Origin of the sequence: Pseudomonas sp. FSL W5-0299 (assembly GCF_005930655.1) — a bacterium.
Lineage (GTDB): Bacteria > Pseudomonadota > Gammaproteobacteria > Pseudomonadales > Pseudomonadaceae > Aquipseudomonas > Aquipseudomonas mandelii.
Window position 1 is genome coordinate 1 of record NZ_RXHX01000018.1, and the last position, 17,598, is coordinate 17,598.

At 57.8% G+C, this 17,598-nt stretch carries 6 protein-coding genes; 2 read left to right on the forward strand and 4 right to left on the reverse strand.

The genetic code is table 11. The annotated features are described in order from the left end of the window. The coding region (locus FHL16_RS20360) for an Ig-like domain-containing protein (RefSeq protein WP_077749125.1) at window positions 1-1,656 on the forward strand (1,656 nt) is incomplete at its 5' end. 495 nt (window positions 1,657-2,151) lie between these two features. Here FHL16_RS20360 and FHL16_RS20365 read toward each other — a convergent pair. From FHL16_RS20365 to FHL16_RS20375, 3 genes are all read right to left on the reverse strand, one after another. Next, window positions 2,152-4,449 (reverse strand): autotransporter outer membrane beta-barrel domain-containing protein, encoded by a 2,298-nt coding sequence (locus tag FHL16_RS20365; RefSeq protein WP_077749126.1) that lies wholly within the window; start codon window positions 4,447-4,449, stop codon window positions 2,152-2,154. Between the two features lie 188 nt (window positions 4,450-4,637). After that, a complete protein-coding gene (locus FHL16_RS20370; RefSeq protein WP_077749127.1) occupies window positions 4,638-6,563 on the reverse strand; it encodes a hypothetical protein in 1,926 nt (641 codons plus the stop codon). A gap of 146 nt (window positions 6,564-6,709) precedes the next feature. Continuing rightward, window positions 6,710-8,659, reverse strand: a complete 1,950-nt coding sequence (locus tag FHL16_RS20375) for a hypothetical protein (RefSeq protein ID WP_077749128.1) — start codon at window positions 8,657-8,659, stop codon at window positions 6,710-6,712. A 555-nt stretch (window positions 8,660-9,214) separates the two neighbouring features. Here FHL16_RS20375 and FHL16_RS20380 point away from each other — a divergent pair. Further along, entirely contained in the window at window positions 9,215-9,574 is a 360-nt protein-coding gene (locus FHL16_RS20380) for a DUF6124 family protein (protein WP_010461993.1), read from the forward strand. Between the two features lie 394 nt (window positions 9,575-9,968). On the opposite strand, the gene FHL16_RS20390 is transcribed toward FHL16_RS20380, so the two are convergent. Beyond that, window positions 9,969-17,141 carry a retention module-containing protein gene (locus FHL16_RS20390; protein WP_077749129.1) on the reverse strand — a complete coding sequence of 2,391 codons (7,173 nt, stop codon included), beginning with the start codon at window positions 17,139-17,141 and terminating at the stop codon, window positions 9,969-9,971. Between the last annotated feature and the right edge of the window lie 457 nt (window positions 17,142-17,598).

Genomic DNA, 17,598 nt, shown 5'->3' on the forward strand with positions numbered 1-17,598 from the left:
GGCATCACCTTTGACCGATCAGTAACCGTCACTGGCAAGGCCAGTCCCAATCAGAAAGTCCGCTTGCTTGATGGCACCACTTCACTGGGGGAGCCTACCACCAATGGTTCGGGCATCTGGACTCAGGTCGTGAATGCAATGACCGTCAAGGCTTACAGCCTCAAGGCTTTGGCGCTGTATGGCGAAGGCGAAGAGTCCGCTCCACCGTTCACGTTTACCGTGGCGGTGGCGGTCAAACCAACCATTGACTCGGTCACCGATTCCAAAGGCCCGGTCGCCCAGGGCGGCATCACCTTTGACCGATCAGTAACCGTCACTGGCAAGGCCAGTCCCAATCAGAAAGTCCGCTTGCTCGATGGCACTACTTCACTGGGGGAACCTACCGCCAATGGCAGCGGCATCTGGACTCAGGTGGTAAGTGCATTGACCGTCAAGGCTTACAGCCTCAAGGCGCTGGCGCTGTATGGCGAAGGCGAAGAGTCCGCTCCACCGTTCACGTTTACCGTGGCGGCGGCGCTCAAACCGGCCATTGACTCGGTCACCGATTCCAAAGGCCCGGTCGCCCAGGGTGGCATCACCTTTGACCGATCAGTAACCGTCACTGGCAAGGCCAGTCCCAATCAGAAAGTCCGCTTGCTTGATGGCACCACGTCACTGGGGGAACCTACCGCCAATGGTTCGGGTGTCTGGACTCAGGTGGTAAGTGCATTGACCGTCAAGGCTTACAGCCTCAAGGCGCTGGCGCTGTATGGCGAAGGCGAAGAGTCCGCTCCACCGTTCACGTTTACCGTGGCGGTGGAGGTCAAACCGACCATTGATTCAGTCAAAGGCTCGCCAAGCGGGGTCGAAATTCCCAATGGCGGTACAACATTGGAGACCAGTGTGTCGCTGACCGGCACGGCCAGCAAAGGTCAGAAGGTCCAGGTACTCGACGGCACCATATCGAAGGGGGAGCCCACCGCCAGTACAACGACGGGAATCTGGTACTTGCTGGTGACAGGGTTGAGTGTGGCGTCTCACAGCTTCACCGCTAAAGCGTTGTATGGCAGTGGACAGTCCTCCACGCCAGCGCGTAGCCTCACAGTAGCAACACCATTAACAATTAATACTAGTCAGATGAACCTAAATGGGCTCTCAGTAAAAATCCCAAATTGGCCGAAAACTGGACAAGATTCTATTGGCAATACTGATGTTCGCCTGGCTCAAGGTGGAAAGACTCCCTATTATTATTATTCAAGTAATGAGGCCGTTGCCTCCGTGACACAAACGGGCAAAGTCACTGGCAACAGTATCGGCAATGCCACAATTTTCGTTCGAGACGCATCGCTTCAATTGGTAAGTTATCCAATATCAGTGAGAAACATATATCAACTGCGATCTAATGATTCATATTTAACGCACGCTCAGGCCGTTTCCTGGATGAGCTCCTTCGGCAATGCATTGCCGGCTGGCCAAGCCCTCAATGACATGCAACGAGTGTATGGCCAAAAATTACCTACCGCCCGAAATTATTGGCTTTGTGAAGTGGGTGGATGCCTTCCGGTTCAGGGTTATCAAACATACGCTTTCTACAATATAGATCATATGGATCAACGTTGCGCATCCGACGTCGACCAACGCTGGCGATTCGGGGCATGGTGTATTCAACCTTTATAGTCTTATAAACCTGACGAGTACAAAAGCGCACCTCATTAACTTCTTCCATCATGGGAGAGCGAATAAGGTTTTGAATGTGATAAGCGAAGGGGAAATATTTATTTCCACAATCGTGATTAAAGACTAGTTAAAGCGCCGAATCTATTTACGCGCCTTCACCTGCATGACTGATGTGAACTTAACCAGGATCAGGCGCGACTGGTCCTGATGAACGCTGTGTCGGGTCACCGCCGTTTCCGGAGTCACCACTCGACTCGAACCATCGGGCGGCGCTTCTCGGGGTGTGGCATGACAAGGTGCGCAGTTACGATGGAAGCTGGTGCGGGGCGGGCAGTCGATTACCCTGGCGCTACCGTTGTTGCTGAAGGTGAAGCGGATTGAGGATGGAGATTCGTGGTTGCCGAGACAGGTGATTGCCGGTCAGACGGGTCAATAAAAAACGCCGCTTACCCAATAGGAGAAGCGGCGTTTCAGTCTTGCAAGACTACTATTCCCTTACCAGTTAACCCTCACCCCAAAGTTAACCCCCCACGGCTTCTCAATGTGCTCGCCCTTTTCATAATCAAAATCAACGTGCGCCTGCATCCCCTCGGAGAAAGCCACTGCCAACCCCGCCCCGAAATCGGTACGGTAGCCCGACAGGTCGTTGTTAAACACATTGCTGTTCACTTGCACTTTGTTATTTTTGGCGAACTCGTAACCCGCCGCGGCACTGATATAAGGCTGTACCACCTTGCCGTTGCCGAAGTCGAAATTGCGCCCGAAGGTGCTGCCGACCTTGCCCAGCATCGAGCGGGCCCGATCACCGTTGGCGTCCATGCCGTTGTCCAGGTTGTAATGCTTGCCCTGGATCACGACAGACGAGAATCGGGTAAACGGTTCGATGAAGTAGCCATCGCCGAACTTGATGTGTCGGCCGAATTCGGCCCAGCCGCCGAGGCCGGAGTTGTCGTAGTCGCCTTTGGCACGGGAACCGTCGCTCAGGCCGACTTTTGACTCGTTGCGGAAGTGGTTGAACTTGAGCGCGGCATCGAAGTAGTAACCGGAATCGGCATCGAGCCAAGTTGCGTAAGGCCCGACGTAGTAGCTGTCGACGGTGCCGGAAGTGCCGTAATCAAGATTCAGCCTGGAATTGCTGTACCCCGCCATCACCCCCATAAACCATTGGCTCTCACCCAGTCTCGCATCAGCGCCCAGGGAAAAACCTTGCTGGGTTTGCTGATAAGCCACACCCGAGCCGTCAGCCACATTGTATTGGCTGCCGTAAGTACGCACCCAGGCACCCGACTTGCCGCCGTTGAATCGAAGCTCACCCATGCGACTGCGTAGGGATGCGTCTTCGCCGGTGGCCACAGTGATCGCTGTATTGAACAGGGCCAATACCGAACGCGCGCCCGGGCTGACGGTTTCGGTAGCAGGGTCCAGATACCAGTCGGTAGCCCCGCTTTCGTCCATCGTGCTTTTCAGCGAATAGGACCAGGTTCCCAGGTCCGCCCTGCCACTGATCAGCGAGAATTGCGCATCACCCGCCGCCGTATGCACGAGGTTCAATTGCCCGGGAGACACGGCATCCAGCCCAGAGGCCGCAACCAACAGACCGAACTGCCCAGTGGCCACACCGGTCACGTTCAGGAAATCGTGATGGCCGGTGGCAAAGTTGCCTTTCATCGCAAATACATTGGCGCCGGTGCCTGAGGCCGCAAGTGTTCCGACGTTCAACTGGTAGAACGTGTCCGGGGCATCGGGCGAACCGAAGCTGACTGTACCGCCATTCATGGCCAATGCGCCGACGGTGTCGTTGCGGGTCAGGGTCCAGTTGGAGCCGCTGTTGATGGTCACACCGTCGACCTTATCCAGGCTGCCGGTGAACCGTGAATTGTTTTGCAGGTTGACCGTGGCCGAGGAGGCGTCATCGACGAGCACGACATCACCGGTGAAATGGCCCTGATCGAAGGTGAGGTTCGCTACGCTGCTGCCATCTATATTCACGTTGCCTTGAAGCGCACTGTTGGCGACGGTCATGGCGGCGGTAGAGGCGCCTTGCACATCAAGCAGGATGTTGTTTCCGGCAAGCAGACTGGCACCGTTCGAGAGACGGATAGTGGCATTTGTGCCTCTCTCGACCAGAACCGCGGAGCCGTTGACACCCTGTACGATGGCATTATCCAGTGTAAGGGCACGAGCACCTACATTGGCGGAATCGTTGACCATCCGCACACCTGTCGCCTGCCCGGTGATATGCGTCCCGGCAGAGGCATCCACTTCACCGCCCAGAATGTTCACACCAATGCCGTCGCCTGCCGAGCCGGTGACTTGCGTATTGATCAACGACAATTTGCTCAGCCCCGTGACCTGGGCACCAGCTACTTCACCCTTGATCTGGCTATTGGAAACGGTCACGTCCGATCCGCCGGCCGCGACACTGGAACGGTTTACGGCCAGCCCGATGTCTTCGCTGGTCACATTGGCCCGATCGATAGTGCCTCGACTGCTGGTGACTACAACGCCTTCAGCGCCGCTACTGCCGACAATGCTCGCGCCGTTGATATTCAACGTTGAGCCAGATTGCACAGTGATCGATCGGGTACTGGCGCCATTGACGTTCAACACGCCATTGTTACGCACCAGATAGTCGATCGACGTTGTCGATGAGTCGATATCCAGTGTCGTTCCGTCGACGATGGTTGCCGCCTGTGCACCCGTGCCGGACAAAGAAAAGACCGGCATGAACACCAGTACGCCCAGCGCGCGTTTTCGAATAACCCTGACGGGGAGCTCGCCAAATACTTTCATAATTTATCCACCTCCAACTCATAATAAAAAGTGCGCAAATACATTTGCGTGAAAAAATTGAGCGCGGAAGGTAAAGGAACGCCCCCTAAAAAAATGTAGGAAATATCCGAAATCACATAGCGAATATTTCCATAACTTCCCTCACTAAAAAAAACCGGAAGGTTTTTACACCTTCCGGGCTTTTTCACTTAAATCGGACAAGGCGTTCCAGTCCCCCCTACCATATGCACTCTAACGAAGTGACTGGAAGTTACGTCCCGCCCATCGATCTTGACGACGTAACTGATTTCCCCCCATGCGCTCTGTGTTGCAAGAAGCTCCTGGTAGCGGACTTTTATAATAAAACCGTCGTCAACCTCCTGATCGCTCGGAGAATAGTTAAATTCGTACTTGGTACCCGGCTTTACTGTAGTCCCCGCAGAATCGCTATACCCTTGATAAGTACAGGCCAATGTTTTCCCCTTCAATTCCGGCTCTCCACCTGCGACCAGTGCTTCAGCACATTTGCCAAGCACTGCATCGGCTCGCAAAGATTGGCAATTGAGTAGAGTCAAATCTGGATCCATATGTTGAAACCTTACTTCGGGCGCAACACCCGGACGAATATAAACATCAACGTCCTGAGGCAACGAAAACTCCTCATTTTCGTTAAGGTCCGGATTGGTTAGTTTGTAACTTACCGGAAGCGGATTGCCATTTCCTCCTTCATCCACAACTTCCCACTCAACAGTCCATTCCAAATCATCCGTTTCCGTTCCATCCAGTTCAATGACGCCCCCCTGTGCTGCTGTCACCTCAACACCCTTCCAGATCAGTGTCGCAACGTCTCCGTCCTTGACGCCATCAAAAACCTGCGCAGTGACTGAAACCGTCTGATCTTTGTCGTCTTCTGTCAGTACATTCGGGCCATTACCTCCTTGTCCTTGAACAGTCACCAGATCAAGGTCCGGATTGGGATTCTCCTCCCCTTCACCGGGCCCCGGTCTGCGGAGGTCGACAACAATATTTTTTGTAAGTGGCGTTAATGGGTGACGAACCGTGCCGCGCTTTATCTGATAACTGGTTGTTATTGTTTTTTCGCCAAGGCTATCTTTAGCCAGCGCGCTATAGGGAACATTCACGTAGAAGGGAAAGCCGTTGATCCGCTGTGCGGGCAATAGAATGCCATCTACCGTCACTTCGATCTCATCACGATCCGCGATGTAATTATCGTACTCAGCCAATATCCCGATGCCCAAAGGCATCCGCGCATCGGCCAGATCCACCAGTTTAGGTAGCGTATCATCATCAAACAGCGGAATGTTGGGTGGCAATAATCCCTCTGGCGGATCCGTCAGTGATACGTTCGTTTTCTTGTACGCTGAGGGGAGACTCTTATTACCTTTCCGATCCATCAACGTATACCAGAGTTCTTTTTCACCCTCTTCGGTGCCAACCTGGGCAGCAGTCAAGTTGAAAGTAACCGGCACGGCGGTATCTGTAACAGTCACATTCCCTATCGAAATAGCTCCTGGCAAAGATATGCCAAAGAAAGCTTCGATTACATCCCCGATTTTTTTTGTGGCGTATTGAGGGACGGTAACAAGAACAAAACCGTTGGCATCCAGGTAAGGTTTGGTAATGCCGTCTCGCTCAACTTCTGCAGGAAGGGTCACCTCACCGTTCGGCAAGGGAGCCTGCGTATCGATATTAATTACCTCGTGCGCAACTTCATCAGGATTGCCACCATGACTCAGTATATAACTTAACTCATGCGATCCCGATGCATTAGTGAGACCTGCTGGCAACAGCAATTCAAACTCAGTGATGGCGGGATCAATTGGAGTCGTATAATTATATCGGGTACCAACACGACTGCCATTCCAGGTCAAGTTCAAAAACCCTGGTATAGCGTTTTCATCGCCCGCCTGAGCAAATCGGGGGATCAGCACTTTTAGCTGTGCGCCTTGAAGACTGGAATGCAACTGATTTGGCAAATCGTCCGCGGTATCGGGCAACAGGGGATTATCAGCGTGCAGGTAGGGGGGCGCTGCGTCCTCTGTAGGCATACTCTGCCGAACGACAAGATAACGCGCGCGATTCTGTGCGGGATCCAATGGTTTGAAACTGGTCATCTGTATCTTCCTTTCAATTGCTTGATTATCTGACAAAGGACACTACCAGCCCCCGTCAGGACACTTGGAAACTGACCACCCACGCGCGGACTTTAATTCTGATAATCCGACTTAAACAGCGGACAGTATTGCGCTCTTTTAATCGATCAATGTTTAGGCACGTCACTCACGAATGATTCTTCGCAAATATCATTATTCGGCCCGCACAATTGACCACTGGGCATCGTTCTATTGATAATCACAAACTCAGACTTCGACTCACCTTGTCCGCCGTTGCTCTTTCTCAAAAAATATCGGCAAAGTGCTGATCCGCGATCAACCATCGGCGCAACTAACCTTTCATAGTCTGTCACCGATATATCAAAACCATTGCGTGCCTGCTCAAGACTGAGTGTTGTTTCAAATGACTCAGTGACCCCCGGGATGGGGGATGTGCCATTGGGGCCGTAACACCCTTGCCAATGAAGCTCGACAATATCGTCTTTGTCGAACGCGTCGTTACCCTCGATATGCACCCGCACCTGCTCCCACAATCGAGGTCTGGCACAGCAATCAAGCAGGCCTTTTAGCCCGCCATCAGGGAACGTCGGCTCCGGCAAATTCCTGATGATGATGATTGCCACGTTTACCGGAGTCGCTCGGGCCAACTGCACGTTTACCTGGTTGTCGGTGGTGTACCACACCGGTAACGCCGGATTTTCCATGTCTTGCTCGATAGCCGTCCAAGGAATACTGAACTCAATATTTTGCCCGGCGCTGTCGCCATCCTTGACCTCGTATTCAGCGACTGGCGTGCTGATGGCGCCCCAGTACAGGAAGATCTTTTCTCCAGGCTGTGGATTGTCGTACAAGCGCAAGTACCCGTCGGCGGGCTGACCATGATCTATCGTCTGCAGCGTGTTCAGTTGTTTCGAAACAGCGCCATAGATCTCCAGATTCGCCAGCGTGAGGTTCAACATAGCGGGAGCGTCAGCGTGATCTGGACCGGCGACCGTCAAATTGACCGGCACCTGCGTTTCTGGAGCAGGCGGCGTCGGTGTCCCGCCACGACTGATGCGGTAGTCAACACGCGCATCCATCGGCCCGAGCCCGTCAGCCGTCAGTGTCGACCACGGTACAGTTTGGCTGAGCGGAAATTGGGTTGGGTCAACGTCCAGGGGGGCGAGAGCATGACTATTCCACTGGATCAGAACTTTGTCGGAGGCGTCCGGATTGTCATAGGCATCGATTTCGACGGTGACCGCTTTCTGATCGACCGCCCCTTCGCGAGCGTGTTCGCGGTCGATCAACCCTCGCACCGACAATGGCACCCGAGCTGGATCGAGATTGCCAGGGGCCGGCGTCAAGTCGACAAAAACCGGTAACAGGGTCGAGCGTGGCCCACGGTTGCCGGCCCAATCACGTAGCCGGTAATAAAAGTAGCGTTGACCGTGCCCACGGCCACGAATATCCGCCGCGTACACGGTAATGATGAGACGACGCTGGTCAATGTCCTGTTGACTGAACTCCTGCTCACGAATGCCAGATTCGGTATCCAGAGGATTGGGGTTGTCCGTCAAATAATAGATTGCGCGATCCCGGGCCTTTAAATCGACATAGAGCGGGACTTGTAATCTGACCTCTCCAAATCGTGTGAGGTAGTCATCGGTGATATCGCCGGGAACATCCAGCATCACCAGCGGCTTTGGCTCCTGACCATCATCCGGCGGCACTCTATCGACCGTGACGCGCTTGGAGAAGGACAGTTCTGCGTTCCCGCCGTAACTGAGTTGGTACGACAGGGAATAAATACCGTGATCCAGCTTGTCCCGAGGGACTTTCAAGGTCTTCTCCCCTGGGTCGGTGAACTCCTCCCTGTACACTTCGGTGAACGAACTGCCTTCCTTTACCCAACTGATAGAGATGATGTAGGGAAACGGATCGACGAGTGCCGTTCTCCAGTTCGGAACGATGACGACCAGGTCATCACTCACTGCACTTCTCGGCAACAGCCCCTCCGGACTCTCTTCGCCGTTCTCGTCCTTGAGGATGGCAGGCACCCTCGGTTGTTCCAGGGTTGGATCCGTTGGATCAGCCCGGTTTTGAGAAATCGGCATTGCTGACTTCCTCTCAAGACTTTGTCGACGTTCTCTCACGCTCAGTACGTATTCAGCGTGTCAGGTATTTGTTGCTCTGAAGTGATTTAACGGCACTGCGTACAGACTGGCTACTGTCAGAAATAACAGGTTTTGCTACCGTTCGTCGGCGATTGACACCTCGTAGGGGGGGCGCAGCTATTTATTTGGAGGAGGAAATAAACGGCGGTGTTTAAAAGACATTTCAAGACACTCACTCTGCCTACACATCCTTGCGTAGCTGCCTACGACTGCGCCAGAATCCGCCGGCTTGTGTGCCTTGTCCCCTCGCCCTATCGTTTCCGTGTCGTTGCAAATGCAGCGATCGGGTTTAGCAGCTCGGTCAATATCAAGGCACGCAATGTCACCTCTTGATCAGTCGGCTTTTTTGCCTCCTGATTGGCGTTTTGGTGACTGTGCGTGGGGCACTTCGGTGCGCCGGGTTCCTTGATGCCTGGTCTGCTAACCCGCGCACAGCCGCCACCCTTTCCGTTTAGCAGCGAGGGGTGACGACTCCAATCATCAAGGAGTTTCACCATGTTCAAGATCACACCCAACCCACCCGAAACCGACGACGTTTCCCCCTACGAATCCACCGATTCCAAAAAACTCAACGAAGCCGCCGACCGCGCCCTCGACTACTACCTCAAACCGGTCATCCCCGCAGACACTCCGCGTAAACCGAGCACCATCTATTCCATCGCTCCCGACACCAATGACGAAACGCTGCTGGTCAACGCCTGCGAAACCCTGGCGTCGGCGAGTGTGATGTTGAGTAATTTCGCGGGGTTGATGGAGGGTTCGCATCGCAATACGGTACTGGGGATTCAGCAGGTGGTGATGCTGGGGGAATTGGCGGTGAATCGGATGCTGGATAACTTCGTTCCGCAGGGTTAGCGAAAATCCTGGTGCGAACACTTTCCTGTGGCGAGGGAGCTTGCTCCCGCTCGGCTGCGCAGCAGTCGTAAAACCAGCGAAACGCTGTTTATCAGACACAATCGCGGTGAATGGTTTTGGGGCTGCTTCGCAAGCCAGCGGGAGCAAGTTCCCTCGCCACAACAGCGTGTCAGGCTGTGAGTTTTGTGGCGGTCTTTTGGGCCTCTTCGCGAGCAGCCTCGCTCCTACAGTTGATCCGGGTTGTTCGCCTGTTTTGTGTTCACTGAAGATCAAAGTGTCGGAGCGGGCTTGTTCCGGGCGGCGATCCGACGAAAGCGATCTCACAGACAACAAAAACCCGCCATTCCTTACCCAGGAATGGCGGGTTTTGTCGTTTCAGAGGTCAGCCTTCAGATCACACGGTATCCACCTTCAACGAATGGTCATTCAACATGCCATTGATGATGGTCGCGGTATCGTGCCCGCCCGCCACCACCCCGCCCGCTCCCGGCGTGACGCCGTAGTGGCTGGCCAGGTTGACGCCGGCCAGGTCGATGGTCTGGTTCGGTGCCGCGCCGGCCATGGCGCTGACGTCGATGCTGGTCAGGACCGAGGCGCCGCTGCCGATGACTTTGAAGTGCAGGTAGTCATCCAGCGATGCCGCGGTGCCGTTTTCGCCTTGCAGCAGTTGCGACAAGTCGAGTTTGTCGGTGCCTGGGGTGAAGTCGGTGACGAGGTCGTGGCCGCTGTTGCCTTTGAGCCACTGGAAGGTGTCGGCCCCTGCCCCGCCGGTCAGGGTGTTGTTGCCCAGGCCGCCGATCAGGAAGTCGTCACCGCCGCCGCCCTTGAGGATGTCATCGCCCAAACCGCCGGTGATGACGTTGCTCAGGTTGTCGCCCGTGAGCGAGTCGTTGAAGTTGGAGCCGGTGAGGTTTTCGATCGCGGTCAGGGTGTCGGTGCCGGCGCCGCCAGTGTTTTGCGCGGTGGCCACGCTCAGGTCGACCGTGACCCCGGCGGTGGCGTGGGCGTAACTCACGGTGTCGGTGCCGGTGCCGCCGTCGAGCAGGTCGTTGCCGGTGCCGCTGAACAGCAAATCATTGCCGGCGCCGCCATGCAGTTCGTTGTTGCCGGAGCCAGCAGTGAGCACATCGTTGCCGTCGCCGGCATTGAGGACGTTATTGCCGGTGCCCGCCACCAGCACATCGTCGCCGGCCGTGCCGGTGAGGGTATGTCCGTCCTGATAGCTGATGGTCACGCCCGCGCTGTCGCTGCCGCCGTGGTTGTCGTTGGCGGTGTAGGTGCCGTGGGCATCCGGGGCGATGTCGTGGCCCCCGGCGTAATCGAGGGTCATGGTCAGCTTGTAGTATTCCGCGTTGTTCACGCCGCTGCCGCTGGTGTTGGTGATGTTGGTGACGTGGATCTGATAGGTCCCGTCCGCCGCCGCAGTGAGGGTTTGCCCGTCCGCGAGGGCGATCCATGCCCCACCGTTGAGCGAATACTCCATGGCGATGTGACCGCCCGCCAGGTTGTGGTCCAGGTTGAGGGTTTCTCCCTGTTTGAGGTTGACGGTGATCCGGTCCTCATCATTGGCGTTACCGGCGGTTACCCCGCCCAGATATCCACTGACCACCAGCACCGCCGTCATGGTCGTCGCGTTCGCCGCAAAGGCGTTGCGCACGTTCGCCAGGACCTGGTTGGCGTTGTTGTTGCCGGTCGAGGAGAAGCTGATCGCCCCGGTGCCGGTGAAGTCGGCGCCTTTGGAAATCCAGCCGGTGTTGAAGTTGGTGGGTGAAGCCGTCAGCGGATCGCCATCGGCATCGGTGTCGTTGGCCAGCAGCAACTCGCCCGGCACCACAATGTTGCCCGAGAGCACGTTGGTGATGATGTGGTCATCGACCGCCACCGGCGCCGCGTTCGGGATGACTTTGACCGTCAGCGTGGAGCTGGCCAGGTCGCCGTCGTTGTCGCTGGCGGTGAAGCCGATGTTTTCGGTAATCACCACTGCCGTGGTTTTTTGCGAGGTGTAGGTGTACTCGCCGGTGTCGAGGTTCACCACCAACGTGCCGCCATTGTTGGTGGCGATGCTGATGCTGTTGTTCACCGTGTTGAAGGTGCCGTGGTTGGCGCCGCCACTGAAGTTCAACGAACCCTGATTGCTGTTGCCTTTAGGGTCGTAGGTGTACGTCGTGCCGTCGACCACGAGGGTTTTGATGAAGCCGCCATCGGCGCCGAAGGTGCCGCCCTCCATCAAGGTGCCCGTCACCGGCGCGCCGACCACCGTGCCCGAAAGCACCGAGTTGAGCTGGTTGAGATCGGTCACCACAACAGCGTTGGTGTTGGTGTGGGTGCTGCCGTCATAAGCCAGCGGATCGAGGTAGGCGTTGCTCACGCCGCTGCCCAGGCCGATCGCGTAGTTCTTGATGCCGTTGGCGTCGAGGAAGGCTTTGAGCGCGGCCTCATCTGCGCTGCCGATGTCGCCTTCGTTGGGTTTGCCGTCGGAGAAGAAGTAGCCGACGTTCTGCGCCCCGGTCAGTTTGCCCGAGGTGTTGAACGCCGTTTGCATCGTCGCGACAGCGGCGTCGTAGTTGGTGCCACCGCCGGCAGTCAGGCCGGAGATGATCGACTTGGCGGTCGCCACATCCACCCAGATCGATGTCTTGTCGGTGGCGTTGCTGCTGAAGGTGACGATCTGCACTTTCACATCGCCCAGGTCGTCGTATTTGTCGAGCAAGGCACTGATCGCCTGCTTGGCCAGTTCGAGGCGCGATAGCCCCGGTACACCGGAGGGGTCGACCATGCTGCCGGAGACGTCGATCACCAGCAGCAGGTTGGAATCGATCTCCACAGCCGCCACCGAACGCTCCGCGCCGACGACCTTGGGCACGTCATCGACGATGTTCACCACGATGGTGCTGGTGGTGCTGTTGCCCAGCGCATCGGTGGCTTTGTAGGTGAAGCTTTCGGTCAGGGTATTCGGGCCGTCGTTGGTGTTCGGCGAGGTTTTCGGCGCCGACGTCAGGGTGTAGGTGTAGGTACCGTTGGGGTTGAGCAGCATTTGCCCGTAGGCCCCGGTGGCGCTGCCGACCAGGGTGTAGGTGATGGCGCCACTCGCGCCAGTAACGGAGCCGACCAGGGTGCCGGTGGCCGTTTCGCCGGTGTTGCCGGGCTCGCTGCCCGTGACAGTACCGGCCGCCAGGTCCAGCCCGTCCTTGGTCAGGTCCAGCGCTTTCTCATAGACGGTGACATCGGTGTCGCTGACCGCTTTGATGCAGCTGTTGTACACATCGATGGTGATAGTGGTGGTGCTTTCATCGCCGTCGGCATCACGCACGGTGTAGGTGAAGGTGTCCGTCGCGCCCGCACCGCTCACGGCGTTTGGATTGCTGTGATAGACCGCGTTGCCGTTGGCATCCAGCGTCAGGTATCCGTAAGTGCCGGTGATGTTCGAACCGAGGCCGCCGATGGCCGAGGACGAAGTGTCCGAGCCTGCGCGCACGCCAATCACTGCGCCGCTGAGTGCCGGGCCATCTGCACCGCCGATGTCGTTGTCCAGCACGTTGCCGCTGACCGTACCGCCTTCGACCACGCTCGCCGTGTCCGCTTTGGCCGTCGGCAAATCATCGACGATGTTGACGTTGATCTGACCCGTCGCGGTGCTGCCGTCGGTGTCCGTCGCCACCACGTTGAAGTTCTCGGTGAGGCTGTTGGCGCCGTTGGCGTTCGGATGAGTTTCGTTGTCCGCCAGGGTGTAGCTGTAACTGACCACGCCGGTGGCCGGGTTGTAGCCGGTGATGGTCAGCGTGCTGCCGAGCGGTGTGACGATCGATTGCGGGAAGCCTGCCGCCACGCCGCCAGTGACCAGTGCAATGCCGCCGACGGTCAGGGTTTGCAGCCCGTCCAGCGCGGTCACGGTGAAGGTGCCGCTCTGGGTCAGGGCGGGCGCGTTCGGGGTGGTGCCGTCGCTGAGGTTTTTCTCGTAGACGGTCAGTTCACCGCCGTACACGTCGAGGCCATTGAGCGTGACCGGGTCGTTGTTGTTCTGGATGTTCAGCACCAGGTTGGCGGTGCTGGTATCGCCGTCGGCATCGGTAATGGTGTAGGCGAAAGTTTCGGTGCCCGTGCCGCCGCCGTGCAGGTTTTTGAAGTCGGCATCATTGGTGTTCAGCGTGTAGGTGTACGTGCCGTTGGCGTTGAGCACCAGGGTGCCGTAAGTCCCGGTAAAGGTGCCTGGGGTCACAGGCCCGACGTTCGGGCCGGTGGCGACACGGTCCGCGCCCTGGACGTCGTTGCTCAGGACATTGCCATTGAGCGTCAGCGCGGCCTCCGACGCTGTGCCGGTGTTGCTGTCGTTGAAGGCTTTTGGCACGTCATCGACGATTTTTACCACGATGGTGCTGGTGGTGCTGTTACCCAGGGAATCGGTCGCCTGGTAGGTGAAACTTTCGGTCAGCGAATTCGCGCCATCGTTGGCAGGCGGCGTGGTGGTCGCAGGCGAGGTCAGGGTGTAGGTGTACGTGCCGTTGGGGTTGAGCTGGATCTGGCCATAGTTGCCCGTGGCGCTGCCCACCAGCGTGTAAGTGATCGCGCCGATCGCACCGGTGACCGAGCCGACCAGCGTGCCCTTGGCGGTTTCGCCGGTGCTGGTCGGGTCGCTGCCGATGACCGTGCCGGCCGCCAGGTCTTGCCCGTCCTTGGTCAGGTCGAGGGCATTTTCGTAGACGGTCACGTCGGCATCGGTGGACGCGACAATGCTGCTGTTGGACACGTCGATGGTGATGGTGGTGGTGCTTTCGTCACCATCGGCATCACGCACGGTATAGGTGAACACATCGGTCGCGCCGGGGCCGTTCACCGCGTTGGGATTGCTGTGGTAGGTCGCATTGCCGTTGGCATCCAGCGTCAGGTAACCGTAGGTGCCGTTGATGTTGGTGCCCAGTCCACCGATGGCCGAGGTCGAGGTGTCCGAGCCTGCGCGCACGCCAATCACGGCGCCGCTGAGCGCCGGGCCATCGGCACCGCCGATGTCGTTATCCAGCACGTTGCCCGAGACGGTCGCGCCCTCGTCTACCGAAGCGTAATCAGGGTTGGCGGTGGGCAGGTCGTCGACGATGTTGACGTTGATCTGGCCCGACGCGGTGCTGCCGTCGGTGTCCGTCGCCACCACGTTGAAGTTCTCGGTGAGGCTGTTGGCATCGTTGGCATTCGGATGAGTTTCGTTGTCCGCCAGGGTGTAGCTGTAGCTGATGACACCGGTGGTCGGGTTGTAGCCGGTGATGGTCAGCGTGCTGCCGAGCGGTGTGACGATCGATTGCGGGAAGCCTGCGGCCACGCCACCGCTGACCACCGAAATGCCGCCGACCGTCAGGGTTTGCAGGCCATCGAGGGCGGTCACGGTGAAGGTGCCGCTCTGGGTCAGCGCGGGCGCGTTCGGGCTGGTGCCGTCGCTGAGGTTTTTCTCGTAGACAGTCAGTTCACCACCGGCCACGTCGAGGCCGTTGAGGGTCACCGGGTCATCGTTGTTTTGGATGTTCAGCACCAGATTGGCGGTGCTGGTGTCGCCATCGGCATCCGTCAGGGTGTAGGTGAAGGTTTCCGTGCCGCTGCCATTGCCGTGCAACGCTTTGAAGTCGGCATCGCTGGTGTTCAGGGTGTAGGTGTACGTGCCGTTGGCGTTCAGCACTAACGTGCCGTAAGTCCCGATGAAAGTGCCGGGGGTGATCGGGCCGGCGTTTTCGCCGACGGTCACGCGGTCGGCGCCTTGGGTGTCGTTGGTCAGCACATTGCCGTTGAGGGTCAGCAGGGTTTCCGAAGCGGTGCCGGCGTTGCTGTCGTCTACGGCCTGAGGTAGGTCATCGACGATGTTGACGTCGAGATTGCCATTGGCGGTGGTGCCGTTGTCATCGACCACGGTGACGGCGAATTGCTCGGAGATCCCGTTGGCACCGTTGGCCGTCGGATGCGCTTCGTTGTCGGCCAGGGTGTAGCTGTAACTGACCACGCCGGTCGCGCTGTCGAACCCGGTGATGGTCAACGTGCTGCCGAGTGGTGTGACGATCGATTGCGGGAAGCCTGCGGACACGCCGCCGACCACCACGTTGATGCCACCGACGCTGAGGGTTTGCACACCGTCGAGCGCGGTGATGGTGAAGGTGCCGCTCTGTGTCAGCGCTGGCGCGTCGGGGCTGCTGCCGTCGCTGAGGTTTTTCTCGTAGACGACGAGTTCGCCGCCTTCGACGTTGAGGCCGCCGATCGTGACCGGGTCATCGTTGTTTTGGATTTGCAGCACCAGGTTGGCGGTGCTGGTGTCGCCGTCGGCATCCGTCAGGGTGTAGGTGAAGGTTTCGGTGCCGCTGCCGCCGCCGTGCAGCGCTTTGAAATCGGCGTCGCTGGTGTTCAGCGTGTAGGTGTAACTGCCGTTGGGATTGAGCACCAGCGTGCCGTAAGTCCCGGTGAAGGTGCCGCCGATGATCGGCCCGCTGTTGGGGCCTGTGGGAATGCGGTCAGCCCCCTGCGAGTCGTTGGGCAGCACGCTGCCGGTCAGGGTCAGCAGGGATTCCGAGGCGGTATTGGCGTTGCTGTCATCGACCGCTTTGGGCACGTCGTCGGTGATGTTGACGTCCAGCGTGCCGGTGGCGGTATCGCCGTTGGAATCATTAGCGACGACGATGAACTGTTCGCTGAGGTTGTTGGCACCCTCGCCGGCCGAATGGGTGTCGTTGCCGACCAGGGTGTAGCTGTAACTGACCACGCCGGTGGCCGGGTTGTAGCCGGTGATCGTCAGGGTGTTGCCCAGTTGTGTGGTGATCGACTGCGGGAAGCCGACAGGCACCCCACCCGTGATCACATTGATCCCGCCGATACTCAGGCTGGTCAGCCCGTCGGGCGCAGACACGGTGAAGGTGCCGTTCTGGATCAAGGCGCCAGGATTGCTGGCAGAACCGTCCGCGAGGTTAGCTTCGTTGAGGGTCAGTTCGCCGCCCGCCACCGACAGGCCCGCGAGGGTGACCGGGTTGTTCGGCGCGTCAGGAACGGGAATGACACCCGTGCCCCCTGAACCGGCACCGTTGTCGCCGTTGTCCGGATCACCGGCCAGGCGTTCCAGAGGAAATTCGGGAATGCCGTTAAAGCCCGCGGTGGGGAAGCCAATGGTGGGGTCGACCCGCCCGCCCACTTCTTCGAGCATGACGAAACTGTGGCCGCCGCCCGCCGCCCCGCCGGGTGCGCCGGTCGAAGCAGGTCCGGCCGCTGTGGCTTCAGCGGTTTGAGTCGGGTCATCGCCGGCCGCGATGGCTTTTTGCAGTTGCTCGACATCGGTCAGTTGCGCTTGAGTCGGCGTCACCGCTTCAGCGGTTTCCACATGGGCCGCTTGATTCGCCAGTAGCTGGGAGTTCATTTGCAGGCTGCTGCCACGCCCGAGGGTCAGTTCCTGGCCATTTTTCAGATGCACGGCCACCGCGCCATCGGCGCCGGTGATCAATTGGTCGCCGGCGAACAATCGATCGCCCTCGGCCAGCACACGCCGGGTACCGCCGCTTTCCGCGAACACCTGACCAATGATTTTACTGACGGTACCGATGAGCGTTGCCATGTGCATTTCCTCCGCTGCCAACCGCTGTCGGCACCCTGTTTGTGCGAAGAACGTGCTCATGGTTGAAGCAGGTTGCCTGGCGGATCGCCTGCGGGGTGCGTTTATCCGAGTAAACCGCTGCCCCGGCGATAGTCTCGCCAAGCATGTCGCTCATGGGCAATGAGTCCGTTTTTGGCAAAACCCCAATGCAATCAACAACCTTGGGATTCCAATCGCAGCCACATTGCCTTTTGTGCGATGCGTAACGATTTTGAACCTGTAGAGCGACAAAAAACTGTCGCCTCAAAACCGTTTCGCTTCCCTCCCCTCCAGCACTTCTCCGCCCTATGTCGATAAGTGGATGGAACTTTCCTTAAACCCTCGAATGCTCCCTAGAGCTTCTAAAACAAGGGCTTTCAGAGTGAACAATGTGCTGGATTTTGCAGAGCGCATAAGTTTTTTTTGGAATAACCCCTAT

Bases quoted from the DNA above. Each gene is read 5' to 3' on its own strand.
- FHL16_RS20365 (WP_077749126.1), bottom strand. From the start codon at position 4,449: ATGAAAGTATTTGGCGAGCTCCCCGTCAGGGTTATTCGAAAACGCGCG.
- FHL16_RS20370 (WP_077749127.1), bottom strand. From the start codon at position 6,563: ATGACCAGTTTCAAACCATTGGATCCCGCACAGAATCGCGCGCGTTAT.
- FHL16_RS20375 (WP_077749128.1), bottom strand. From the start codon at position 8,659: ATGCCGATTTCTCAAAACCGGGCTGATCCAACGGATCCAACCCTGGAA.
- FHL16_RS20380 (WP_010461993.1), top strand. From the start codon at position 9,215: ATGTTCAAGATCACACCCAACCCACCCGAAACCGACGACGTTTCCCCC.
- FHL16_RS20390 (WP_077749129.1), bottom strand. From the start codon at position 17,141: ATGGCAACGCTCATCGGTACCGTCAGTAAAATCATTGGTCAGGTGTTC.